Origin of the sequence: Streptomyces sp. NPDC001832 (genome assembly GCF_040297265.1) — a bacterium.
Taxonomy (GTDB): domain Bacteria; phylum Actinomycetota; class Actinomycetes; order Streptomycetales; family Streptomycetaceae; genus Streptomyces.
Genome location: NZ_JBEOYU010000067.1, coordinates 1 through 22,709, shown reverse-complemented (window position 1 = coordinate 22,709; position 22,709 = coordinate 1). Strand labels below are relative to the sequence as shown.

Sequence of the window (22,709 nt, the reverse complement as noted above, 5' to 3'; positions counted from 1 at the left end):
TCCTCGTACTGGGCGTACGAGGACGATCCCGACAACGCGGCGAGCGTGCGTGCCAGGCGTCGCGGGGCAGGCGGGACTTTCGAAACACGCCCTAGTGGCCTCATCGAGCGACGGTCGGCCCGGCTCAACGACCGGTGAGCAGCCCGGCGTCGTGGGCGAGGACGGCGGCCTGTACGCGGTTGGCGCAGCCGGTGCGGGTGAGGATGCGGCTGATGTGTGCCTTGACCGTGCCGGCGCTGAGATACAGCTGATCGGCGATCTCCGCGTTGGACAGGCCCGTGCCCAGCAGCTGCAGGACACCCTGTTCGGCCGGGGTCAGTTCTTCGGTCCGGCGCAGCGCGGCCTCGGTGTCCCGGGCGGATGTCACGTGCCGTTCCAGCAGCTGCCGGGTGATCCGGGGTGCCAGTACCGGTTCACCTCTGGCGGCGAGTTGCACGGCGCGGATCAGTTCGGCGGGACCGGTGTCCTTGAGGAGGAATCCGCTCGCACCGGCCCGCAGGGCGCGCGTCACGCTCGCTTCCTCGCCGAACGCCGTCAGCATCACGACAAAGGTGCGGGGCGAGAGGCGCGCGATGTCCTCGGCAGTGGTGATTCCGTCCCTGTCCGGCATCTTGAGGTCGAGCAGGGCAACGTCAATGTCCTGGGCGCGGCATGCTGCGGCGGCCTCACGACCGTTGCCCGCCTCGGCGACCACCTCGATGTCCTCGGCGTTCTCCAGAATCAGCCGGATTCCCACGCGCATCAGCGCCTCGTCGTCGGCGACCAGGACTCGGATCATCAGCTCATCTTAGGGCCCCGTAGAGCAGCAGCATGATGAGGAAGACGGCCGTGGGCAGGGTCACGATCAGCGCCAGGCAGACCGATCCCAGGACTCGGGGCCAGGTCAGGATCTCGTCCCGCAGCGGGGCCCGTGCTCCTCTTTGTTCGATGCCGTCGGATTGAAGGCGGGCCGGTCCCGAAGGGGGTGCGGCAGCGGCCTCCTGCAGCGCGGCGGATCCCAGGGGCTCGTTCCCGTGCGTGGGAAGCCAGGCCGCTATGCGGAATCCACCGTTCGTCAAGGTGCCTGCCTGGAACGTGCCGCCGAGCAACGAGATCCGTTCCTGGCAGCCGGCCAGCCCACTGTGACTTCCCCCGTAGGAGTGACCGGACGCGCGGGGCGCCTCGTTGGTGACGAACACTTCGACACCTCTGCCCGTGCTTCTCACCACCACCGCGGTGGGCGCGCCGGACGCGTGTTTCAGCACGTTCGTCAGCCCTTCGCGGACCACCCGGTGGATCGCCTGACGCGTACGCGGACCCATGTCGGCCGTGTCGGGGACGGACCAGTCCAACTCGACGGTGCTGCCTGTCTGCCGGGATTCCGTCACGAGGGCGGTGATGTCCTCACGCGTTCCCCTCTCCTCTCCGGTCCTGTCCGTCGGGTCGGTCATGTCCTCGTGCCGCAGGACACCGAGGATCTCGCGTAGTTCCTCCATGGCCGTACCGGCTGTCGTGCGGAGCAACTCGGCCTGTCCGACGAAGGCAGGTGCCTGCCGCGCGGCGCTGAGTTCAAGTGCCCCTGCGTGCACCGAGATCAGGCTCAGCCGGTGTCCCAGGAGATCGTGCATCTCTCCCGCGATCCGGGTCCGTTCCTCCAACCGGGCCGCCGCGGCGGTCAGCACACGGGCCTGCTCCAGATAGGCGTTGCGTTCCCGCAGCAAGCTGACCAGGGGCCGCCGTCGCCCCAGCAGGGTGCCGGACAGAGCCGGAAGAAGAAGCAGCAGCGCCGCCGTGACCGCGTTCTCGGCCAGCTCCGGCAGCAGAGCCGCGGGCCGAACCAGGGCACGAGCGAGAGTCAGGACACCGACAGCGGCGCAGGCCACCCCGACGAGCTGCCACACACGCCGCGGTGGTGCGATACGACGGGTGGCGGACAGCACGACCAGCGGCGCCACCGCCAGGGTCCACACGTTGTCACCCACGACCAGCACCGAGGAACCCAGGACCGCGGCGACCGGCCGGCCGCGCCGAGTGGGGACGAGCATCGCCGCCCACAACGCCTCCACAACGGCCGACACCGGCCGATGCGGGGGCGCCAGCAGCAGCGGCATCAGACCGACGGCTGCCACCAGGGCACTAAGGAGCGCCTCGGTGACGACCGTACGGCGCTCAGCGGCACGCACCGCGGACCAGCTCTTCACCGCCTCGCAACGCAACCACCTCGGCACACCGGCCAGCCTGTGCTTCAGTCGTACGGACGGGCGCGACAGCTGCGTGTACTCGGGCGCCTGACTCATGATCTTCCTTGCCCCGCCTCCGGGTATTTCGGGGGAACGGTAGCCGAGGCGGTCGCCGCCCGGCGGGCCCGGGTGTCATGCGCCCAGCCGGAGGCCCAACTCTGCCCGCAACGCGGCCACGTCCACCTGGTCGGCAACCAGCAGCGCGACAACCGCGCCACCGGCCCCGGCATCCGTGTCCGTCACCGACTCGTCGAGCAGCGCGGACAGCAGGTGGACCGTACCGACCGTGGGCGACCCGTGCTCGACGGCGGACAGCCGCGCCCTCGCCATGGCCCGCTCGGCGGTGGCGGACGGCCGCACACTGTCGCTGTCGGGCGCGGCAACGGACAAGCTCGCCGTAGCCGACGAGACCAGGGAGACCTGCCGTACGCCGTGTCGACGCATCAGGGCAGAAGCGGAGTTGGCGTCCGCCGCACTCGCGGGAAGCGAGTGCCCGGAGACGTACAGTGCCCGGTCCAGCGCCAGCGTCCCCAGCAGAAGATCCACTGGCTCGACCGCAGCACGCCCGCACCGAACCGCTTGCCGCGCGGCTTCGACGGACACCGCGAACAGAACCGGTGAGCCGTTCACGGTGCTCCCAGAGGTCCATGAAGTCAGCGCGCGGGTCAGGCGGTTACCGCTCTTGCCCAGCGTTCCGGCCCGGCGAAGCAGGGTGACGCCGCGGGATTCCGGTCCCTCGGTCTCCGCCGCGGCGCTCGCGTCCAGTCGATCGAGCGCGCTCAACGCGGCAGCCACGTCCAGCCGCTGCAGCAGCAGGGCTTCCCGTGCCCGGGAGTCCGGCAGGTCCAGCAGGGCACGGGCCACATGCCTGCAGCGTACGGAGACCGACCCCTCGGCGCGGGCCGACCTGAGCGCGAGCAACAGGCACGCGCGCAACGCCCCGCTCATCCCGGGCAGCACCGAGCCGCTGTCCACGGCCGATCCGCGCGAGCCCAAGCCGACGCGCCACCGTGCCTCGCGCCAGGCGGCATCCACCTCTCTTTCATCGGCATCCTGATCAGCTTCCTCCCCGGTGCCGGCCCCGACCGGCACACTGGGTGCCTCATCGTCGCTCACCCAACCGCGGCCTGCCCTGCCTGCGATCGACCCGCTGAGCGAACCGGCCTTCCGTATGCCCGGGGCGATCGTCTCACCGGCGTCCGTGTCCCCCGACACAAGCTCCCCCAGCAGTGTGTCCGTCCCCACGGACGACAACTCGCGCCTGACCGCCCGGCGCAGTGTCTCCACGAACAGGTCCATGACGTCCGGCTCGAACTCCGTGGTCGCCCCGATCATGGCCGTGCTGTCGGCTGCTCCGGTCGTCCCTTGCTGCCCCATCGACGTTCCCCTCAAAGCGTGGTGGCCTGGTCTGAACGACGCTAGGCGTACCCACCGCGCCACCGCGTCGGCCGATCGGCCACACTCCCCGTCCGATCGGCGAACCGGCCACAGAACACCGCGCGGCGCGACACCGACAGATCAGCCTCTCCGGACGCGCGAGTTGGTACAGCCGTTCCCAGCGGGTGATCAGGGAGTCGTGTGCGAGTTCCACACCGAGCCGCCCCTGCTCACCGTCGGCGCCCGCTCCGCCGCCCCGGCGCCGACCGCGCCCCACCCGCGTTGTCAGTGGCCGCCTCTAGAGTCGCGGTCATGGCTACGCTCCCGAATCCGCTTTCTTCGCTGGCCGCCTCAGGGCTCCAGCTCCCGCCCGGCAATCTGGTCGACGCGACGATCGACGAGCCGTGGCACGAGCCGCTGCTCTGGTACGCCGACGAACCCGCGTCCCCGGGGACCTGGGCCGCGATGCGCGCCGCGGGGCGGCCAGTCGGGCTTCTGCCCGTGCTGGTGGACGGCGGCGTACGCGACCACTGGCCGGATTCCTGGGCTCTCGCCCCGGCCAGGATGACGTACCCGGGCGACCACGACGCCGAGGACGTGCTCAGCGAGTTCTGGGAGGCGTACGCCCCCGACGAACTCGACGCCGACAACAAGTGGCCGGGCCTGGCGCCCGCCGGGTCCGTGGCCGGACCCGACGCCCCGGACGACCTCGCGGCCGAGATCGCCGACCAGCTCGCCGATCTGAGAGGGCTGGACGGGCTGAGGATGGCACTGGCCCCCGCACGCCGCAGCGCGGACATTCCGGCAGCGATCGGCTGGACGGGCCCGCTCAACCACGAGAACGACGTGGCGCGGCTCTGCGCGGTGCTGCGTTCCTGGGAGGACCGCTTCGGCATACGGATCGTGGTGCTCGGCTTCGACACTCTGATCGTCTCGGTCGGCCGGCCGCCCACGACGATCGAGGAGGCACGGGCCCTGGCCGCCGAACACTTCGCGTTCTGCCCGGACAACCTCAACCAGTCGACGCTCAGCAGCCTGGATGCGTATGCGGAGAAGGCCCTGCTGGACCAGGAGGCATGGTCGTTCTGGTGGGACTGAGTACGGCAACTCATGTTCTCGGTCGGCCGCCCACCAGCGGGGTCGGCGATGCGCATGCCTTCAGGCCGGCCCTTGACCGTCCAGTGCGCTGGAAGGTCTAGCGTCGGGTGCAGAAGAAGAACGGTTGCCTGGGAGGACAGGGCGAATGAGGATCACGGTGCTGACGGTGGCGGACTGCCCGAACGCACAGCCCGCGCTGGAGCGCGTCACTGCCGCGCTGGACGGCCGGGACGCGAGGGTGGAACTGGTAGAGGTGACCAATGAGACCGAGGCCGCCCAGCGGGGCATGCACGGGTCGCCGACGATCCTGATCAACGGCACCGACGTTCGCGCCGCCCGGCGCGGTGCCGAGCCTGTCGTGCCGCCTGTACCGGGACGCCGACGGCACTGTGTCCGGCGTGCCGGGCGAGACCGCGCTGCGTCAGGCCCTGGCCGGTGCGACCGCGCCCGGACGGGAGGCCGACGCGTCGCCGTGCCGCCGAATCTCGTGAACATTCGCCCGCACGCCAGGGCTCAACTGCTGCTCAAAGCAGCCGACAAGCGCTGTCGTGTGACCCGCCGCCCCGCCCCATCCCCGGAGGCACGGGGCGAGGGCCTGTCACTGATGCGACCGCGATAGCGGGGCGTCACCAAGACGCCCCGTCGGCGAGCCCTACCCGCGCCCCAGCCGCTGCGCGGCCTCCGTCGCCCAGTACGTCAGGATCATCTGCGCCCCGGCCCGCCGGATCCCGGTCAGGCTCTCCATGATCGCCGCGTCCCGGTCGATCCAGCCCTTCTCGGCTGCGGCCTCGATCATCGAGTACTCACCGCTGATCTGGTACGCGGCGACCGGCACATCAACCGAGTCGGCGACCTTCGCGAGGATGTCGAGGTACGGTCCGGCCGGCTTGACCATGACCATGTCGGCACCCTCTTCGAGGTCGAGCGCCAGCTCGCGCAGGGACTCGCGGGCGTTCGCGGGGTCCTGCTGGTACGTCTTGCGGTCGCCCTTGAGCGAGGAGCCGACGGCCTCGCGGAACGGCCCGTAGAACGCCGACGAGTACTTCGCCGTGTAGGCGAGGATCGAGACGTCCTCGTGGCCCGTCTGGTCCAGCGCGTCACGGACGACGCCGACCTGGCCGTCCATCATGCCGCTGGGGCCGACCACATGGGCGCCCGCGTCGGCCTGCACCTGGGCCATCTCGGCGTACCGCTCCAGCGTCGCGTCGTTGTCGACGCGGCCGTCGGCGGTCAGGACACCGCAGTGGCCGTGGTCGGTGTACTCGTCCAGACACAGGTCCGACATGACGACGAGATCGTCACCGACCTCCTCCCGCACCGCGCGCAGACCGACCTGGAGGATGCCGTCCGGGTCGGTGCCCGCCGTGCCCCGGGCGTCCTTCTTCTCGTCCGCGGGAACACCGAAGAGCATGATCCCCGAGACCCCGGCCGACACCGCCTCGACGGCGGCCTTCCGCAGGGTGTCCAGGGTGTGCTGCTGAACGCCGGGCATGGCCGAGATGGCAACGGGCCGGTCGATGCCCTCGCGTACGAACGCGGGCAGGATCAGATTCGCCGGGTCGAGCCGTGTCTCGGCAACCATGCGCCGCATCGCCGGGGTCGTCCGCAGCCGTCGGGGGCGGGAGCCGGGGAAGTTTCCGTACACAGTCATCCTTCGAGATTAGACCCGTGCACATCACCGTCTTACCGACACCTGTGCCGGGAAAGCGGACAGGGGCCCGGCCGCCGAAGCAGCCGGACCCCTGTCACAGTCGACCCGGCCGGTCAGGTCGTCGTACGACGCCGCCGCGCCCCCGGACGCCGCTCGCTCGGCCGCGTCACCGGGTCACCGGCCGCCTTCGCCACCTCCCGGCGCTGCGAACCGAACTCGGCGAGGGCCTCGGCCAGCTTGTGCACCGAAGGCTCCGGCGACAGGACGTCGACGCGCAGGCCGTGCTCCTCGGCGGTCTTCGCCGTCGCCGGGCCGATACACGCGATGACCGTCACGTTGTGCGGCTTGCCCGCGATGCCGACGAGGTTCCGTACGGTCGACGACGAGGTGAAGAGCACCGCGTCGAAGCCGCCGCCCTTGATGGCCTCACGCGTGTCGGCGGGCGGCGGCGAGGCGCGGACCGTGCGATACGCGGTGACGTCGTCGACCTCCCAGCCCAGCTCGATCAGTCCGGCCACCAGCGTCTCGGTGGCGATGTCGGCGCGCGGCAGGAAGACGCGGTCGATCGGGTCGAAGACCGGGTCGTACGGCGGCCAGTCCTCCAGCAGACCGGCGGCGGACTGCTCACCGGACGGCATCAGGTCCGGCTTCACACCGAAGTCGACAAGCGCGGCGGCGGTCTGTTCACCGACGGCCGCGACCTTGATCCCGGCAAAGGCACGGGCGTCGAGCCCGTACTCCTCGAACTTCTCCCGGACGGCCTTCACGGCGTTGACACTGGTGAAGGCGATCCACTCGTAGCGGCCCGTGACCAGGCCCTTGACCGCGCGCTCCATCTGCTGGGGCGTACGAGGCGGCTCGACGGCGATCGTCGGGACCTCGTGCGGCACGGCACCGTACGAACGAAGCTGGTCGGAGAGCGACGCCGCCTGCTCCTTGGTACGCGGGACGAGCACCTTCCAGCCGAAGAGCGGCTTGGACTCGAACCACGCGAGCTGGTCGCGCTGGGCAGCGGAGCTGTGCTCACCGACCACGGCTATGACGGGCTGGTGCCCGTCCGGCGACGGGAGGACCTTCGCCTGCTTCAGGACCTGGGCAATCGTCCCGAGGGTCGCAGTCCAGGTGCGCTGGCGGGTGGTCGTACCGGCCACCGTCACGGTCAGCGGGGTGTCGGGCTTGCGGCCCGCCGAGACCAGCTCGGCGGCGGCCGCGGCCACCGAGTCGAGGGTCGTCGAGATGACGGCCGTGGCATCGCTCGCGCCGACCTCGGCCCAGCAACGATCCGAGGCGGTACGGGCGTCGACGAACCGGACGTCGGCGCCCTGCGCGTCACGCAGCGGCACACCGGCGTACGCGGGCACGCCCACAACGTTGGCGACACCCGGCACGACTTCGAAGGGGATACCCGCGTTGGCGCAGGCGAGCATCTCGGCGCCGGCGCTCCCGTCCAGTCCCGGGTCGCCGGAAAGAGCACGGACGACCCGCCTGCCGCCCCTGGCTGCCTCCATGACAAGATTGGCCGCATCCCTGAGAACGGGGACACCGGCGGCTGCTGACTGCGCGTCAACAACCGTCAGCTCAGGCGTGCTTACGCCTGCCCGCGCATGGCAGCGAACGACGCCGAGAACGTCCGGCTCGGCGACAAGGACGTCCGCGCTCGCGAGCGCCTCGACAGCGCGCAGAGTCAGCAGTCCCGGGTCGCCGGGACCAGCGCCGAGGAAGGTGACGTGCCCTTGTGCGGACAGGGCCGGAAAGTCGGATGCAGTGGGGCCGGTGGGGCTCAAAGTGCTCGCTCCCCCATAAGACCGGCCGCGCCCTTGGCGAGCATCGCGGCCGCGAGTTCGCGACCGAGGGCCGCCGCGTCGTCGTGCGACGTGGGAACGGGACCGGTGATGGACATCTGTACCAGCGAGGAACCGTCGGTGGAACCGACGACACCGCGCAGGCGCAGTTCGTTGACAGCCTGTCCGTCGACCAGGAGGTCGGCCAGTGCACCCACAGGTGCGGAGCAACCGGCCTCCAGAGCGGCGAGCAGGGCACGCTCGGCGGTCACGGCGGCCCGGGTGTACGGGTCGTCGAGCTCGGCGAGCGCGGCGGCGAGGTCTGCGCTGGTCGCAGCGCATTCGATCGCCAGTGCTCCCTGGCCGGGAGCAGGCAGGACGGTGTCGGCCGACAGGAAGTCGGTCACCTCACCGGTCCGGCCGAGGCGGCTGATCCCGGCCGCGGCGAGTATCACCGCGTCGAGCTCCCCGCTTCGTACAAATCCGATACGCGTATCGACGTTCCCCCGGATCGGCACGGTCTCGAAGTCGAGGCCGTGGTTACGGGCGTACGCGTTGAGCTGCGCCATTCGGCGCGGCGAGCCGGTGCCGATGCGGGCACCGGACGGCAACTGCTCCAAGGTCAGCCCGTCCCGCGCCACCAGTACGTCGCGCGGGTCCTCGCGCACCGGTACGGCGGCCAGCACGAGGCCCTCGGTCTGGGTGGTCGGCAGATCCTTGAGCGAGTGGACGGCGAAGTCCACCTCACCGCGCAGCAGCGCGTCGCGCAGCGCGGCGACGAACACGCCGGTGCCGCCGATCTGCGCGAGGTGTTCCCGGGAGGTGTCGCCGTACGTGGTGATCTCGACAAGCTCGACGGCGCGCCCGGTCACCTCGCTGACCGCGTCGGCGACGAGGCCGGACTGCGCCATGGCGAGCTTGCTGCGCCGGGTCCCCAGCCTCAGCGGCTTGGTGGCCCCCACGCCCAGGGGTGAGTTGTCGGTCATGACCGCCCTCGATTCGGGTCGTTCAGGTCTGCCCGGGAGACGGCGGCGACCGTCTGCGGGTCGAGGTCGAAGAGTTCCCGCAGCGCATCGGCGTACCCGGCGCCGCCGGGCTCGCTGGCGAGCTGCTTGACCCGCACGGTGGGCGCGTGCAGGAGCTTGTCGACGACGCGGCGCACGGTCTGCGTGATCTCGGCGCGCTGCTTGTCGTCCAGGTCGGGGAGGCGTCCGTCGAGCCGCGCGATCTCGCCGGCCACCACACCGGCGGCCATGGTGCGCAGGGCGACGACGGTCGGAGTGATGTGGGCGGCGCGCTGGGCCGTACCGAAGGCAGCGACCTCGTCGGCGACGATGGTGCGCACCTGATCCACATCTGCGGCCATCGGGGCGTCCGCGGACGCCTCGGCGAGCGACTCGATGTCGACGAGGCGCACGCCGTCGAGGCGGGCGGTGGCTCCGTCGATGTCGCGTGGCATGGCGAGGTCGAGCAGAGCGAGGCGGACGGGGCCGGCGCCCTGGGCGGGCACGGTGGCCCGACGGACGGCCTGGCGCGCCGTACCGGCGGTGCCCTTCTCCACCTCCCCCGCGGCGTGCCGGTCGGGGTCGGCGGGCGGCACGGGGACGGTCGCGGCGGGGGCCGCGTACGCGGGGTCGAAGGCCAGGCCGAGCGCTCCGGCGACGGCCTCGGCGGTCAGCACGAGACCCGTCGCTCCGGTGCACGAGACGACGACATCGGCGCGTGTCAGTTCGTCGGGGACCGCGGCCATCTCCACGGCGTGAGCGGCCACTCCCGTACCGCCGGGCTGGCCCAGGATCTCGACGAGCCGGTCGGCACGGGCCCGGGTCCGGTTGGCGACGACGATCTCGGCGACACCGGTACGGGCCAGCGTGGCGGCGGCCAGCGAGGACATCGAGCCGGCGCCGATCACCAGGGCACGCTTGCCCCTGGCCCAGTCGGCGACATCCGCACCGGCCGCGAGCTGTTCGAGACCGAAGGTGACGAGCGACTGCCCGGCCCGGTCGATCCCGGTCTCGCTGTGGGCGCGCTTGCCGACCCGCAGAGCCTGCTGGAACAGGTCGTTCAGCAGCCGGCCGGCGGTGTGGAGCCCCTGCCCCAGCGCCAGCGCGTCCTTGATCTGGCCGAGGATCTGGCCCTCGCCGACGACCATCGAGTCCAGACCGCAGGCCACCGAGAAGAGGTGGTGGACGGCCCGGTCCTCGTAGTGCACATAGAGATACGGAGTGAGCTCGTCCAGCCCGACGCCGCTGTGCAGGGCAAGGAGCGTGGACAGCTCGGCAACGCCCGCGTGGAACTTGTCCACGTCGGCGTACAGCTCGATGCGGTTGCAGGTGGCCAGCACGGCGGCCTCGGCCGCGGGCTCCGCGGCGAGGGTGTCCTGGAGCAGCTTGGCCTGCGTCTCGGCAGCCAGCGAGGCCCGCTCCAGTACGGAGACGGGGGCGCTGCGGTGGCTCAGTCCTACGACAAGAAGACTCATGCCGGCATCACGGCGGGCATGTCCCCGTCAGGTCCCTTCCGGCCGGAGGTGACGGCACGCACGGACGGTGCGGCCGGCTCCGGGCTGCTCCCGGTGGCATCCTCGCCGGACTTGCGCTGCTCGTGGAAGGCGAGGATCTGAAGCTCGATGGAGAGATCGACCTTGCGGACGTCGACGCCGTCGGGCACGGACAGCACCGTCGGCGCGAAGTTCAGGATGGAGGTGACGCCTGCGGCGACGAGCCGGTCGCAGACCTGCTGAGCGGCACCGGCCGGGGTCGAGATGACACCGATCGACACGCCGTTGTCGCCGACGATCTGCTCCAGTTCGTCGGCGTGCTGCACGGGAATCCCGGCGACGGGCGTTCCGGCCATCGCGGGGTCGGCGTCGATCAGTGCGGCAATCCGGAAACCACGGGAGGCGAAGCCGCCGTAGTTGGCGAGCGCGGCGCCGAGGTTACCGATACCGACGATCACGACCGGCCAGTCCTGGGTGAGCCCGAGTTCGCGGGAGATCTGGTAGACGAGATACTCGACGTCGTACCCGACACCACGCGTCCCGTAGGACCCCAGGTAGCTGAAGTCCTTGCGCAACTTGGCAGAGTTGACCCCCGCCGCCGCCGCGAGCTCCTCGGACGAGACCGTGGGGACCGAGCGCTCGGAGAGCGCGGTCAGTGCGCGTAGATACAGCGGAAGTCGGGCGACAGTGGCCTCGGGAATTCCTCGGCTACGGGTCGCCGGTCGGTGATTTCGGCCAGTTGCCACGGTGCTCCTGCGGGATGAGCGGGGCTGCAGGCGGCCGTATGTCCCAGGGCCGCCCCGTCGAATGCAGGCTATGCCTTTGTGAACACGTGCACAAAGATAGTGTCCGTTTTGTCCGGTCAAAGTGACCGGGGTCACGCACATTCGTCGCGCGATCTCGGAACCAAGGATCGCATCAACCCGTTGCGGGCCCGAAGGGGGCAAAGCTGTACACACTCCTCACAACCGCTCCCCCGAGAACACTCAAAACGCCCATGATGGTAACCGCGATTTCCTCACGAACGCAGTGCGTTGCGCAGCCTTACCGGGTCCACCCGCCAGAACGTGTGCTGTTCGTTATCAATCAGGACAACCGGGATCTGCTCCCAGTACTCCCGATGCAGCTCCTCGTCCTGGGTGATGTCCTTCTCCTCCCAGGACGCACCGGTCTGCGCACAGACCTCCCGCACCACCGCCCTCGCGTCGTCGCAGAGGTGACATCCGGGCTTCCCGACCAGGGTCACCACCCGGTCCGTGGGCTTCTTCTTCGTACGTCGCAGCAGGGCACTCATGCCTTCATTCTGCGCCGGAAGAAGCCGGAAGAAGACCGCCGCTGCGAGCCGGAAGGGGACCACTTCCCCCTTGATCCGATACGTCCCGAATCACCCGTTCAACAAATCAGTAGCCGAGAGTTCACGGCACGGCATCCCGGCAGGTCGGGAAGAGCCGGACCAACTGGCTATGCTCACGACATGGCCGCACTTGGATGGCTCACACCCCGTAGGCGCCCCGCGACAGCACGGAGCGTGCTGGCAGGCGAGGCAGCAGCTGAGGCAGCGCGGAAGTCCTCCCTCCCCGACGATCAGTCCTCCGCCACCGACCGGGACACCTCTGCCCTCGTCGAGGCCGAGGAACCCCCCTTCCCCGTCGTAGGCGACGACCGGGCCGCCGCCTTCTTCGACCTGGACAACACCGTGATGCAGGGCGCGGCGATCTTCCACCTCGGCCGCGGCCTGTACAAGCGGAAGTTCTTCCAGCGCCGCGAGCTGACCAGGTTCGCCTGGCAGCAGGCCTGGTTCAGACTGGCCGGCGTCGAGGACCCGGAACACATGCAGGACGCCCGCGACAGCGCCCTGTCCATCGTCAAGGGCCACCGCGTCTCCGAGCTGATGTCCATCGGCGAGGAGATCTACGACGAGTACATGGCCGACCGCATCTGGCCCGGCACCCGCGCCCTCGCCCAGGCCCACCTCGACGCCGGACAACGAGTCTGGCTGGTCACCGCCGCCCCGGTGGAGACCGCCACGATCATCGCCCGCCGTCTCGGCCTGACCGGTGCGCTCGGCACGGTCGCCGAATCCGTCGACGGCGTCTACACCGGCCGCCTGGTCGGCGAGCCGCTGCACGGCCCCGCGAAGGCCGAGGCGGTCCGCGCGCTGGCTGCGGCCGAGAGCCTGGACCTCGACCGCTGTGCGGCGTACAGCGATTCGCACAACGACATCCCGATGCTGTCCCTGGTCGGACACCCGTATGCGATCAACCCGGACGCCAAGCTCCGCAAACACGCCCGCGCGCTCGACTGGCGGCTGCGGGACTACCGGACGGGCCGCAAGGCGGCCAAGGTCGGCATCCCGGCCGCGGCCGGTGTCGGCGCCCTCGCGGGCGGCACCGCGGCCGCCGTCGCCCTGCACCGCCGCCGCCGCTGACGCACACCCGCCCGCGCCCCCGCCCGATCCGGCCGGGGGTTGCCGAGCCACGCCCGAACGCCTGCCGCCGATCGGGAAACCTTACGACCGCTCCCGCCAGTCGGACTGCTCGCGCCCGGCCACAACCCGTCGCACCCGCAGGCAGATCGCGAAGTATTCCGATCAATAACCGGTCACGATGTGCTACTTGATGCATCGATTAGTCGCTACAGAAACGACGTAATCGATGATTTGAGCAACTGGGTGTAGCACTGCCTGTACGAAGCGTTATTCTCCTCAGACGCATTCCGGAGCCCACCACTCACTACGACGAGTGACGGTTTCGCACTGCACGTGATGGAAGCTCTGCCTCTGGGAGTCCCGTGTACCCACACGTCGGGGTTGACGCCTCGGGCCTGGCTACGCTGCGCGCAACGGTCGCCGACCGCTTACGCGGCTTCGTCCCCACCGCGTACGCCGTACCCGCATTTGCCACCCCTGCACCTGTCGGCCCTTGCTACGCCCTGGCCGAACGCGGTGCGGCGGTCGGAAGACGCGGCAACCGCGGCGCAACTACTACATCCACCGTTCGCCGGCCCGCCGCCGACAGCGACAGCGCGCGCATGATGGATCTCGTCGAGCGCGCACAGGCCGGCGAGGCCGACGCCTTCGGCCGCCTCTACGACCAGTACAGCGACACCGTCTACCGCTACATCTATTACCGCGTGGGCGGCAAGGCGACGGCGGAGGACCTCACCAGTGAGACCTTCCTGCGCGCCCTGCGCCGCATCTCCACGTTCACCTGGCAGGGCCGCGACTTCGGTGCCTGGCTGGTCACGATCGCCCGCAACCTGGTCGCCGACCACTTCAAGTCCAGCCGCTTCCGGCTGGAGGTGACCACCGGCGAAATGCTCGACGCCAACGAGGTCGAGCGCAGCCCGGAGGACTCCGTCCTGGAGTCCCTCTCCAACGCCGCACTGCTGCAGGCCGTGCGGCGACTCAACCCCCAGCAGCAGGAGTGCGTGACCCTGCGTTTCCTGCAGGGCCTCTCGGTCGCCGAGACCGCCCGGGTCATGGGCAAGAACGAGGGGGCGATCAAGACCCTCCAGTACCGCGCTGTCCGCACCCTGGCCCGGCTCCTTCCGGACGATGCCCGCTGACCCCACCCCGCCCGAATTGCACTCGGCGATATGTTCATCGCGCACTGGTCCGATCATCTTTCGTGCGTAACCCAAGTGCCGCGCCCCTCGTTGTGCCGGTTGCAGGCCCCCTGTCGTCACCCCATGTCCGCCGACACTCACTCTTTCGTGTGGAAGCGCTCAAGGTGTGCAACCTTCCGGACCCCAGGGGAGTCGACCGTCATGACGAGAGGAGGTGCCGCCAGTGATTGCAAACGTTTCGGCACACCGGCGGGCGAACGCCTTCGCCCAGGCCCTGGAGGAGCAGTCGCTCCGCGGTGCGGCGGCCGTACAGCCCGAGGAACCGGCCGAACCGGCCGCCCACGGACCGCTGTTGGCCCTGGCGAACGGCCTCGGTGAGCTGCCGAAACCGGAGCTGGATCCCGAAGTCAAAGTGGCGCAACGAGCCCAGCTCGTCGCCGCCATGGAGGCCATGTTCGCCGAGGGCGGTGTGTCCGCGGGCCCTACGGTGCCCGAACAGCGGGCCAAGGGGGCCCACCGGGCCTCCCCGTTCCGGAAATTGCGTCCGCGCTCGCGCTGGACGAAGGGCCTCGCGGCCGGGGGACTCACCGTCGGTGTGGCGGCGGGAGCCTTCGGCGGAGTGGCCGCTGCCAGTTCCGACGCCCTGCCGGGTGATTCGCTGTACGGGCTCAAGCGCGGCATGGAGGACATCCACCTCGGCATGGCCAGCGGTGATGCCGACCGCGGCGAGGCCTATCTCGACCAGGCATCCACCCGGCTCAGCGAAGCCCGCCGACTGATGGAGCGCGCCCGCTCCGGCGATCTGGACCATGAACAGCTCGGCGAGGTCAGGCGCACGCTCAACGGCATGACGCACGACGCCACCGAGGGCCACCGCCTGCTCCACACCGCCTACCAGCGGGACGGCGCCATCGGCCCGATGCAGACCCTGGAGTCCTTTTCCCGCTCGCACCGCGACAGCTGGAGCAGCCTGCGCGACCGGCTGCCCGTACAGCTGACCGATGTCGGCGACCAGGTCAGCTCGGTCTTCGACGCCATAGACGAAGAGGTCGGACCGCTGCAATCGCTGCTGCCCCGCACCCAGGACAGGAGCAGCGGTTCGCAGGAGTCGGGGGAAGCGGAGCAAGGCACAGGAGCGTCCCCTACGGACCAGTCTTCGCCCTCGTCACCGGAAGCCTCACAAGGCCGCACGGGCAGCGCCCCGCCCCACCCGTCCGACTCTGGTAGCACCCCGCCCGACGGCCTGATCAGCGGCGGCACGGGCGGCCTTCTCGGCACCCCGCCCCCGGACACCAAGCCGTCCACCGACGGCCGCGTCAGCCCCCCGCCCACCCCGGACGTAACCCTGCCCCCGCTCCTCCCCGGCCTGCTCCCTGGCCTGGGAATCAACGGCGAGGACCTGAACGACTAATGCCGTGACCGGCAATCACCGGACGGGCGCTCCAGCCCCGTCCGGTGATTGAGGACAAAACGCCCAACACGCCCTAAAGCGCCCCTCAGAAGAACACCGACCTCCGCTGCACCAACAATTTGTACAGCGTGTGCTGAATCTGCTCCCGCACCTGATCCGTCAGATTGAACATCAGCATCGGATCCTCCGCCGCCTCCACCGGATACCCGCTGGTGGAAATCGGCTCCCCGAACTGAATCGTCCACTTCGTCGGCAACGGCACCGCCCCGAGCGGCCCCAGCCAGGGAAACGTCGGCGTGATCGGGAAGTACGGAACCCCCAGCAGCCGCGCCAGCGTCTTCGAGTTGCCGATCATCGGGTAGATCTCCTCCGCCCCCACGATCGAGCACGGAATGATCGGCACTCCAGCCCTCAGCGCCGTGGACACAAAGCCGCCACGCCCGAAGCGCTGCAGCTTGTACCGCTCGCCGAACGGCTTGCCGATGCCCTTGAAGCCCTCCGGCATCACCCCGACGACCTCGCCCCGCCGCAGCAGCCGCTCCGCGTCCTCCGCACAGGCCAGCGTGTGCCCGGCCTTGCGGACAAGCTCGTTGACCACCGGCAGCACGAAGACGAGGTCGGCGGCGAGCAAGCGAAGATGCCGCCCCGCCGGATGGTTGTCGTGCACGGCGACCTGGAGCATCAGCCCGTCGAGCGGCAACGTCCCCGAGTGGTTGGACACGATGAGCGCCCCGCCGTCGGACGGAATGTTCTCGATGCCCTTCACCTCGACCCTGAAGTACTTCTCGTACATCGGCCGCAGCATCGACATCAGGACCTGATCGGTCAACTCCTTGTCGTACCCGAACTCGTCGACGTCGTACTCACCGGTGACCCGCCGCCGCAGGAACGCGAGTCCGCCGGCGATCCGCCGCTCCCAGCCACCGCGCTCGGCCCCCTCCAGGGGCTGCCCGGCCGGTTGGGGCTCCTCCTGCGGCAGCGAGGCGTCCTGCTGCCCCGGAAGGGCGCTGACGGCCGCGGTCCCGACCACAGAGGCCGCCGAGGGCCCTTGGCCCCGGGCGGCGCTCCCTGCGGACCGGCGTCGCGCAGAGCGCGGTGAACCGCCCGACCGCGAACGGTCGTCGTCGAACGGAATGACCTTGGCATCCGCCATCGTCGATGCGCTCCTCTACCTCGCGCTGGGGGTCGGGTGCGTGTCGCCCGCCCCGGTGATCCCCGGAACATCGCCGGCCGCCCCGGCGAACGGCATGGCGGCCAGTCGGTCGACCGCCCTGCCCACCGCCTCCGGCGGTAGCAGTCCCGGCCCCTGGCTGCGCGCGAACTCCGCGAACGTCTCCGCGGTACTGAACCGCGGGTGGAAACCCAGGGTCTCGCGCATCTGGACGGTGGAGACCACCCGGCCGTGCGTGAGCAGCCGGATCTGTTCCGGCGAGAAGTCCGTCATGCCGACCGTACGCAGCGCCTGTCCGACCCAGGTGACGGCGGGCAGCAGCAGCGGCATCGTCGGCCGCCCCAGCCGCCGTGAGCACTGCGAGAGCAGCAGCACGCCGTCCCCGGCGATGTTGAAGGTGCCGCTGTTCAGCGTCCCGCGTCTCGGCTCGCGCGAGGCGATTCCCAGTACGTCGACGACATCGTCCTCGTGCACGAACTGGAGCCTCGGGTCGTATCCGAACACCGTCGGCAGTACAGGCAGCGACAGATAGTCGGCGAGCGGCGAATCCGCCTTTGGCCCCAGGATGTTCGCGAACCTGAGCACGCACACGGCGACGTCCGGCCGACGGCGCGCGAAGCCCCGTACGTACCCCTCGACCTCCACCACGTCCTTGGCGAAACCCCCGCTCGGCAGGGACTTGGGCGGCGTGGTCTCGGTGAAGACCGCAGGATCGCGGGGCGCGGAGCCATACACATTCGTACTGGACTTGATCACCAGCCGCCGCACGCTCGGTGCCTTCTGGCAGGCGCCGAGCAACTGCATCGTGCCGATGACGTTGGTCTCCTTGACCGTCGTCCGGCCACCCGTACCGACCGCCTTGGCGGAGACGTCCAGATGAACGACCGTGTCGACGGAGTGCTCGGCGAGAACTCTGGCGATCGCGGGCTGGCGAATGTCTGCACGGACGAAGTCGGCGTCGCCCAACTGATGTCCGGGCGCGACTGCGTCGACGGCGATCACCCGGTCCACTTCCGGATCCCGCTGAATGCGCCACACGAAACGGCTGCCCAGCTGCCGGGCCGCTCCCGTGACCAGCACGACCTTCCCCAAGATCAGCGCCTTCCGTCGAAAGGTTTCCCCTGGCCGTCACCGTAGCGGGTGGATGTTGCCCTGCGATGACCGCGCGGCGGCCTTCTGACAAGTCTTTGGCCCAAATGCGCGTACGTGCCGCCCACAACGCGCCGCAGCCCTCCCGCCGTCTCGGCGGAAGGGCTGCGGATTCACGAACTGCGTGCGCTTACTTCTTGTTGCGACGCTGAACGCGCGTGCGCTTGAGCAGCTTGCGGTGCTTCTTCTTGGCCATCCGCTTGCGCCGCTTCTTGATAACAGAGCCCACGACTACCCTCGCTCACTTCTTCTTCACTGGTGCGGGGCGTCTGGGCCCACACGACCTACGTCGGCCTAGCCTACCCGCCACCGCGTGAGGGGCGTAATCCGAGGTGAACCTCAGAGGCTGTCGGGTGACCTCTCAGGCGGACTCAACCCCCACAAAGGACTCGCGGAGATACTCGTGAACCGCTTGCTCCGGAACCCGGAAGGACCTCCCCACCCGGATCGCCGGCAGATGACCACTGTGCACCAAACGGTACACGGTCATCTTCGACACCCTCATGACCGAGGCGACTTCCGCCACAGTCAGAAACTTGACCTCGTTGAGAGGCCTCTCGCTGCCAGCAGCCATGACCCACCTGTACCTTCCGCACGAGACGCGCACCGGCTTCCCCTCCGGTAACTCTTCGTCGTTGTGCGCTCACTCCCCAGATTAGGTGCGCGTGATGCGAGTGGGGAAGAGGAGAGACGATCGGCCGCCTACTGTGACAGACACGCCCGATTGAGTACATAGCGAGTGAGCGGCCTGTAGTAGGCGGACCGTACGGCGTCGTCGAGCGGAACGGCGACCGACACCCGCCCCTCGGCCTCCCCGACGAACAGCGCCGGATCGTCCGTATCCGCAAGACCGATCGCCTCGATGCCCAGCTGACCTGCCCCGCAGACCCATCCGTGGTCCCCGATGACCAGCTCCGGCAGCTGTCCGCAACCTTCCGCGACCGCCTCCAGAGCGACCCGGACCGGCAACGGTGAATGGGTATGTGCGCCGGTGTCACCACCGGGAGTCCGCACGCCGGGTTCGCGCACCATCGCGACACCTCGTACGTAGCCGAGGCTGTACGTGCGTACCCCGAATCGGGTCGTTATGTCGATACATCGCCCCTGCGCGGGAGTGAGTACGGGGCACCCTGCCGCCGACATGGCGTCTGCCAGCTCTGCGTAGAAACCGAGCAGCCGGTGCGGATGACCGGTCCCGAACAGCACCGGCGCCCGCCGGACCGCGGCACACGACAGCCGCGCGGCAAAGGCATCCAGACCTGCCAGAGTCCGCTCCGGATCGATCACATCAGGGCCCGAGACGTGAGCAGGATCATCCGAAACCCCGCACTTGTCGGCCATGAGACGAAGAAGATCGGGCTCTTTCCAGCCCCATTCGGGGTCGAGGCCGAGCATCGCCCGCGGGTCACGGGCCGCGAAGAGCCGGTAGCTCCGCAGACTCACTTCCCTCGATGTGGCCACAGGCCCGGCCAGCCGGGCTGCCAGCAGATGCGCACGCAGCGCTCCGGTGCTCAACACCCCACCGATGCTCCCCCAATCACCCGGACGGGGGGTCAGAAGCCCAGCTACGCCCCACAGTTAGCGCAACCATTCCCCGCCACCGAACGGAATCGGCCACACCACGACCGCACCGCCCGCCTCAGCTCAGCAGCCCCCGCAACGGAAACGCCGCCCGCCTGGTCGCCAACACCGCCTGATCCAGCCGATCCGCGGGGTCGTACCCCTCCTCCCACGACTTCCAGGAAGGAGTACGCCCGTCCGTCATCCGGGCCGGCCCCAGCTGCCGCGTCCGGGCATAGACCTCGTCCCGCCACGAGGACGGAATCACCGACTCCGGCTCCACCGGCGCATGCGCGGCGATCCCCACCAGATGCGTCCAGGACCGCGGCACCACATCGACAACCGCGTAGCCGCCTCCGCCCAGCGCCACCCAGCGCCCGCCCTCCGCGCACTCATGGGCGAGATCGTGACAGGCCGCCATCACCGCCCGCTGCGCGTCCAGCGACACCGCGAAATGAGCGAGGGGATCCTCGAAATGCGTATCGGCCCCGTGCTGGCTCACCAGTACCTGCGGCCGGAAGTCCGCCAGCAGTTCCGGCACCACCGCATGAAACGCCCGCAGCCACCCCGCGTCCCCCGTACCGGCCGGCAGCGCCACATTCACGGCACTGCCCTTACCCACCCCGGAGCCGGTCTCTTCCGGCCAGCCCGTCTGCGGGAAAAGCGTGCGCGGGTGCTCGTGCAGCGACACGGTCAAGACCCGCGGATCCTCCCAGAAGGCCGCCTGCACCCCGTCCCCGTGGTGCACATCCACATCGATGTACGCGACCCGCTCGGCACCCAGCTCCAGAAGCCGCGCGATCGCGATCGCCGGATCGTTGTAGATGCAGAACCCCGCCGCACCACCCGGCATGGCGTGGTGCAGCCCGCCCGCGAAGTTCACGGCATGCGCGGTGTCGCCGCGCCAAACCGCCTCGGCCGCCGCCACCGACTGCCCGGCGATCAGCGCCGACACCTCGTGCATCCCCGCGAAAGCGGGATCGTCCACCGTCCCGAGACCGTAGTTCTGGTCGGCGTGCTTCGGATCCACCGAGGCGGCGCGCACGGCGGCCACATAGTCCTCGCGGTGCACCAGCCGCAGCGTGGACTCCCCGACGGGCTTGGCCGCCACCACATCCACCGCACCGTCCAGCCCGAACGCCCGCACCAGCCCCATCGTCAGGACGAGTCTGACGGGATCCATCGGATGACTTTCCCCGAAGTCGTATCCCGTTACTGCGTCATCCCACATCAGCTGTGTGCGGCCGCTCATGCCCGCCACCGTATCGGGCAGGCTCCTCGCCGAACGACCTGGCGTACACGAGCGTCGCAAGCACCAACACCATCGGCACAAGCATCGCCCCCCGATAGCTCCAGGCGTCCCCGAGCGCCCCCACCAGCGGCGACCCCACCAGGAATCCCACGTAGTTGAAGACATTCAGCCGCGCGATGGCCGTATCACTCGCCCCCGGGAACATCCGCCCGGCAGCGGCGAACGTCTGCGGCACGATCACACACAACCCGAACCCCAGCAGTGTGAACCCGAGCATCCCGACCCACGCCCCATCGGCCACCGCCACCACACCGAACCCGGCAGCAGCCAGCACACTCCCGAACCGCACCACGGCCACAGCCCCGAACCGCCGCACCCCGAAGTCCCCGACGGCCCGCCCCAGCAACGTCGTCACCATGTATACGTTGTACGGAACGGTCGACAGCTGCTCCGAGCTCCCCAGCACGTCCTGCAGATACTTGGCACTCCAGTTGGAGACTGTCGAGTCCCCGATGTACGCGAAGCCCATCACCAGACAGAGCGGCATCAGCAACCTGAAGGAGACCGAGGCGGCCCCCTTCCCCTGCCCCTCCCCCGGGCCCTCCTCCACCAACGAACCGTCGACGTACCACCGGCTCCCGATGAACGCGACAGGCAGTAGCACGACAACCGCCGGCAGGTACGAAACCAGCAGCAACAGATCCCAGTGCGCCCCGGCCCACGCCATGGACGCCCCGGCGATCCCACCCAGGCTGTACGCGGCATGGAACCCGAGCATGATGGAACGCCCGTACGCCCGCTGAAGACTGACCCCCATCATGTTCATGGAGGCATCGAGCGCCCCGACGGCAGACCCGAACACAACGAGCGCCAGTGCCGCCTCCCACAACGCACTCCCGACCCCGACACCGAGCAGCGCGAGCAGCACGACAGGCTGCGCCCACCTCAGTACGACCCCGGGCCGCACCCGCGCGACCACCTTCTCGGTGACCACGCTGCCCGCCCCGGCCAGGATCGGCACCGCCGCCAGGAACACCGGCAACAGCCCGTCGGATATCCCGTACCGGTCCTGGATGGCGGGAATCCGCGTCACGAGCAGAGCAAAGGTGACTCCCTGCACGAAGAAGCTCAGCGCGAGGGAGGCCCTGCCGTGCCGCAAACGAGCATCTGTCATGGCCGCGAGCGTAGGGCCAGTCTCTACCCATGGGTAGATGGATCAGGCGAGCATTTCCCGCAGTTGACTCATGTCGGAGAAGTGCCCGGTCACCCCGGCGAGCCGGTCCGCCGGCATCATCGACGTAAAGCCGTACACATCCATCCCCGCGGCTCTGGCCGCCGCCGCTCCGAGCGGACTGTCCTCGATGACAACGCACCGCTCGGGAGGTACGCCCATCCGCTCGGCGGCGCGCAGGAACAGATCGGGCGCCGGCTTTCCCTGCCCCACATCCTCCGCGCTGAAGATCCACTCCTCCTCGAACCACTGGTCGAGCCCGGTCTTGCAGTGCCCGGCTCTGATCCGCTCATGGCGGCTGGAGGACACGACACAGTAGGCCACCCCGTCGGCGACAAGCTTCCCCAGCACATCGTCGACACCCGCCACCGGCTCCAACTCCTGCTGGAACGCAGCGACGACCCGCGAGTCAAGCGTCTCGTCGAAGTCCGCGGGCAGCTTCTCCCCGGTCCTCTCCTCGACTAGACCGTGCACCCGGTGCACGTCAGCCCCCATGTAGTCGCGAACACACTCCTGGTACGAGGTGGGGTGACCGAGCTCCGTGAGGTACTCGGCCAGGATCGTGTTGGAGATCGGCTCGCTGTCCACGAGCACACCGTCGTTGTCGAAGATGACCAGTTCGTAGCGCATGGTTCGAGCCTAGACGCTCAGAACGCAGGAAAGCCCCGTGCCACAAGGGCACGGGGCTTTCCCGTAAAAGGAGTCCGGCGGCGTCCTACTCTCCCACAGGGTCCCCCCTGCAGTA

Annotated in this window: 22 protein-coding genes; 5 read left to right on the top strand and 17 right to left on the bottom strand. The window is 69.5% G+C overall.

Annotated features, from left to right (window positions below; all coding sequences use genetic code 11):
• Positions 1–124: 124 nt before the first annotated feature.
• The 3 genes from ABT115_RS29815 to ABT115_RS29805 form a co-directional block, all read right to left on the bottom strand.
• Positions 125–778 (bottom strand): response regulator, encoded by a 654-nt coding sequence (locus tag ABT115_RS29815; protein ID WP_351796300.1) that lies wholly within the window; start codon positions 776–778, stop codon positions 125–127.
• 4 nt (positions 779–782) lie between these two features.
• Entirely contained in the window at positions 783–2,276 is a 1,494-nt protein-coding gene (locus ABT115_RS29810; protein ID WP_351796297.1) for a histidine kinase, read from the bottom strand.
• Positions 2,277–2,351: 75 nt separating this feature from the next.
• The gene (locus tag ABT115_RS29805; RefSeq protein WP_351796294.1) at positions 2,352–3,596 is read right to left on the bottom strand and encodes a Clp protease N-terminal domain-containing protein; all 1,245 of its coding nucleotides are present in this window, start codon (positions 3,594–3,596) and stop codon (positions 2,352–2,354) included.
• Positions 3,597–3,908: 312 nt separating this feature from the next.
• Here ABT115_RS29805 and ABT115_RS29800 point away from each other — a divergent pair, with 312 nt between their 5' ends.
• Together ABT115_RS29800 and ABT115_RS29795 are read left to right on the top strand one after the other, a co-directional pair.
• A complete protein-coding gene (locus ABT115_RS29800; protein ID WP_351796291.1) occupies positions 3,909–4,694 on the top strand; it encodes a DUF4253 domain-containing protein in 786 nt (261 codons plus the stop codon).
• Between the two features lie 145 nt (positions 4,695–4,839).
• Positions 4,840–5,313: a hypothetical protein gene (locus tag ABT115_RS29795; RefSeq protein WP_351796288.1), complete on the top strand. Its 474-nt coding sequence runs from the start codon at positions 4,840–4,842 to the stop codon at positions 5,311–5,313.
• 33 nt (positions 5,314–5,346) lie between these two features.
• On the opposite strand, the gene hemB is transcribed toward ABT115_RS29795, so the two are convergent.
• The 6 genes from hemB to ABT115_RS29765 all read right to left on the bottom strand — a co-directional run bounded on the left by hemB (position 5,347) and on the right by ABT115_RS29765 (position 11,917).
• Positions 5,347–6,345: a porphobilinogen synthase gene (gene hemB, locus ABT115_RS29790; protein ID WP_351796285.1), complete on the bottom strand. Its 999-nt coding sequence runs from the start codon at positions 6,343–6,345 to the stop codon at positions 5,347–5,349.
• A gap of 113 nt (positions 6,346–6,458) precedes the next feature.
• Positions 6,459–8,129: a bifunctional uroporphyrinogen-III C-methyltransferase/uroporphyrinogen-III synthase gene (locus ABT115_RS29785; protein WP_351796282.1), complete on the bottom strand. Its 1,671-nt coding sequence runs from the start codon at positions 8,127–8,129 to the stop codon at positions 6,459–6,461.
• Positions 8,126–9,112 carry a hydroxymethylbilane synthase gene (hemC, locus tag ABT115_RS29780; RefSeq protein WP_351796279.1) on the bottom strand — a complete coding sequence of 329 codons (987 nt, stop codon included), beginning with the start codon at positions 9,110–9,112 and terminating at the stop codon, positions 8,126–8,128. The genes ABT115_RS29785 and hemC overlap by 4 nt, the downstream gene beginning before the upstream one ends.
• Positions 9,109–10,605 carry a glutamyl-tRNA reductase gene (locus ABT115_RS29775; RefSeq protein WP_351796276.1) on the bottom strand — a complete coding sequence of 499 codons (1,497 nt, stop codon included), beginning with the start codon at positions 10,603–10,605 and terminating at the stop codon, positions 9,109–9,111. The genes hemC and ABT115_RS29775 overlap by 4 nt, the downstream gene beginning before the upstream one ends.
• Positions 10,602–11,369 (bottom strand): redox-sensing transcriptional repressor Rex, encoded by a 768-nt coding sequence (locus ABT115_RS29770; RefSeq protein WP_351796273.1) that lies wholly within the window; start codon positions 11,367–11,369, stop codon positions 10,602–10,604. The genes ABT115_RS29775 and ABT115_RS29770 overlap by 4 nt, the downstream gene beginning before the upstream one ends.
• A 272-nt stretch (positions 11,370–11,641) precedes the next feature.
• Positions 11,642–11,917, bottom strand: a complete 276-nt coding sequence (locus tag ABT115_RS29765; protein ID WP_351796270.1) for a glutaredoxin family protein — start codon at positions 11,915–11,917, stop codon at positions 11,642–11,644.
• Between the two features lie 180 nt (positions 11,918–12,097).
• Here ABT115_RS29765 and ABT115_RS29760 point away from each other — a divergent pair, with 180 nt between their 5' ends.
• The 3 genes from ABT115_RS29760 (at position 12,098) to ABT115_RS29750 (ending at position 15,601) form a co-directional block, all read left to right on the top strand.
• Complete coding sequence (locus tag ABT115_RS29760; protein WP_351796268.1) at positions 12,098–13,051, top strand: HAD family hydrolase; 954 nt, start codon at positions 12,098–12,100, stop codon at positions 13,049–13,051.
• Positions 13,052–13,413: 362 nt separating this feature from the next.
• Positions 13,414–14,190, top strand: a complete 777-nt coding sequence (locus tag ABT115_RS29755; protein ID WP_351796265.1) for an ECF subfamily RNA polymerase sigma factor, BldN family — start codon at positions 13,414–13,416, stop codon at positions 14,188–14,190.
• A 223-nt stretch (positions 14,191–14,413) separates the two neighbouring features.
• Positions 14,414–15,601 (top strand): DUF5667 domain-containing protein, encoded by a 1,188-nt coding sequence (locus ABT115_RS29750; protein WP_351796262.1) that lies wholly within the window; start codon positions 14,414–14,416, stop codon positions 15,599–15,601.
• 85 nt (positions 15,602–15,686) lie between these two features.
• Here ABT115_RS29750 and ABT115_RS29745 read toward each other — a convergent pair whose 3' ends face one another.
• The 8 genes from ABT115_RS29745 to ABT115_RS29710 form a co-directional block, all read right to left on the bottom strand.
• Positions 15,687–16,754 carry a lysophospholipid acyltransferase family protein gene (locus ABT115_RS29745; protein ID WP_351796259.1) on the bottom strand — a complete coding sequence of 356 codons (1,068 nt, stop codon included), beginning with the start codon at positions 16,752–16,754 and terminating at the stop codon, positions 15,687–15,689.
• Positions 16,755–16,769: 15 nt separating this feature from the next.
• Complete coding sequence (locus tag ABT115_RS29740; RefSeq protein ID WP_351796256.1) at positions 16,770–17,864, bottom strand: NAD-dependent epimerase/dehydratase family protein; 1,095 nt, start codon at positions 17,862–17,864, stop codon at positions 16,770–16,772.
• 187 nt (positions 17,865–18,051) lie between these two features.
• Complete coding sequence (locus ABT115_RS29735; protein WP_003948845.1) at positions 18,052–18,150, bottom strand: 30S ribosomal protein bS22; 99 nt, start codon at positions 18,148–18,150, stop codon at positions 18,052–18,054.
• A gap of 132 nt (positions 18,151–18,282) precedes the next feature.
• Positions 18,283–18,495 carry a helix-turn-helix domain-containing protein gene (locus ABT115_RS29730; RefSeq protein ID WP_014046653.1) on the bottom strand — a complete coding sequence of 71 codons (213 nt, stop codon included), beginning with the start codon at positions 18,493–18,495 and terminating at the stop codon, positions 18,283–18,285.
• A 128-nt stretch (positions 18,496–18,623) separates the two neighbouring features.
• The gene (locus ABT115_RS29725; protein ID WP_351796253.1) at positions 18,624–19,439 is read right to left on the bottom strand and encodes a phosphatase; all 816 of its coding nucleotides are present in this window, start codon (positions 19,437–19,439) and stop codon (positions 18,624–18,626) included.
• Between the two features lie 121 nt (positions 19,440–19,560).
• Entirely contained in the window at positions 19,561–20,733 is a 1,173-nt protein-coding gene (locus tag ABT115_RS29720; RefSeq protein ID WP_351796250.1) for an acetoin utilization protein AcuC, read from the bottom strand.
• On the bottom strand, positions 20,702–21,907 hold the full coding sequence (locus ABT115_RS29715) for an MFS transporter (RefSeq protein ID WP_351796247.1): 1,206 nt from the start codon (positions 21,905–21,907) through the stop codon (positions 20,702–20,704). Before ABT115_RS29715 ends, ABT115_RS29720 begins: the two co-directional genes overlap by 32 nt.
• 42 nt (positions 21,908–21,949) lie before the next feature.
• Positions 21,950–22,594 carry an HAD family hydrolase gene (locus tag ABT115_RS29710; RefSeq protein ID WP_351796244.1) on the bottom strand — a complete coding sequence of 215 codons (645 nt, stop codon included), beginning with the start codon at positions 22,592–22,594 and terminating at the stop codon, positions 21,950–21,952.
• Positions 22,595–22,709: the final 115 nt, after the last annotated feature.

Bases quoted from the DNA above. Each gene is read 5' to 3' on its own strand.
- ABT115_RS29805 (WP_351796294.1), bottom strand. From the start codon at position 3,596: ATGGGGCAGCAAGGGACGACCGGAGCAGCCGACAGCACGGCCATGATC.
- ABT115_RS29720 (WP_351796250.1), bottom strand. From the start codon at position 20,733: ATGAGCGGCCGCACACAGCTGATGTGGGATGACGCAGTAACGGGATAC.
- ABT115_RS29710 (WP_351796244.1), bottom strand. From the start codon at position 22,594: ATGCGCTACGAACTGGTCATCTTCGACAACGACGGTGTGCTCGTGGAC.
- ABT115_RS29760 (WP_351796268.1), top strand. From the start codon at position 12,098: ATGGCCGCACTTGGATGGCTCACACCCCGTAGGCGCCCCGCGACAGCA.
- hemB (WP_351796285.1), bottom strand. From the start codon at position 6,345: ATGACTGTGTACGGAAACTTCCCCGGCTCCCGCCCCCGACGGCTGCGG.
- ABT115_RS29745 (WP_351796259.1), bottom strand. From the start codon at position 16,754: ATGGCGGATGCCAAGGTCATTCCGTTCGACGACGACCGTTCGCGGTCG.
- ABT115_RS29810 (WP_351796297.1), bottom strand. From the start codon at position 2,276: ATGAGTCAGGCGCCCGAGTACACGCAGCTGTCGCGCCCGTCCGTACGA.
- ABT115_RS29795 (WP_351796288.1), top strand. From the start codon at position 4,840: ATGAGGATCACGGTGCTGACGGTGGCGGACTGCCCGAACGCACAGCCC.
- ABT115_RS29815 (WP_351796300.1), bottom strand. From the start codon at position 778: ATGATCCGAGTCCTGGTCGCCGACGACGAGGCGCTGATGCGCGTGGGA.
- ABT115_RS29800 (WP_351796291.1), top strand. From the start codon at position 3,909: ATGGCTACGCTCCCGAATCCGCTTTCTTCGCTGGCCGCCTCAGGGCTC.
- ABT115_RS29715 (WP_351796247.1), bottom strand. From the start codon at position 21,907: ATGACAGATGCTCGTTTGCGGCACGGCAGGGCCTCCCTCGCGCTGAGC.
- ABT115_RS29730 (WP_014046653.1), bottom strand. From the start codon at position 18,495: ATGGCTGCTGGCAGCGAGAGGCCTCTCAACGAGGTCAAGTTTCTGACT.
- hemC (WP_351796279.1), bottom strand. From the start codon at position 9,112: ATGACCGACAACTCACCCCTGGGCGTGGGGGCCACCAAGCCGCTGAGG.
- ABT115_RS29765 (WP_351796270.1), bottom strand. From the start codon at position 11,917: ATGAGTGCCCTGCTGCGACGTACGAAGAAGAAGCCCACGGACCGGGTG.
- ABT115_RS29775 (WP_351796276.1), bottom strand. From the start codon at position 10,605: ATGAGTCTTCTTGTCGTAGGACTGAGCCACCGCAGCGCCCCCGTCTCC.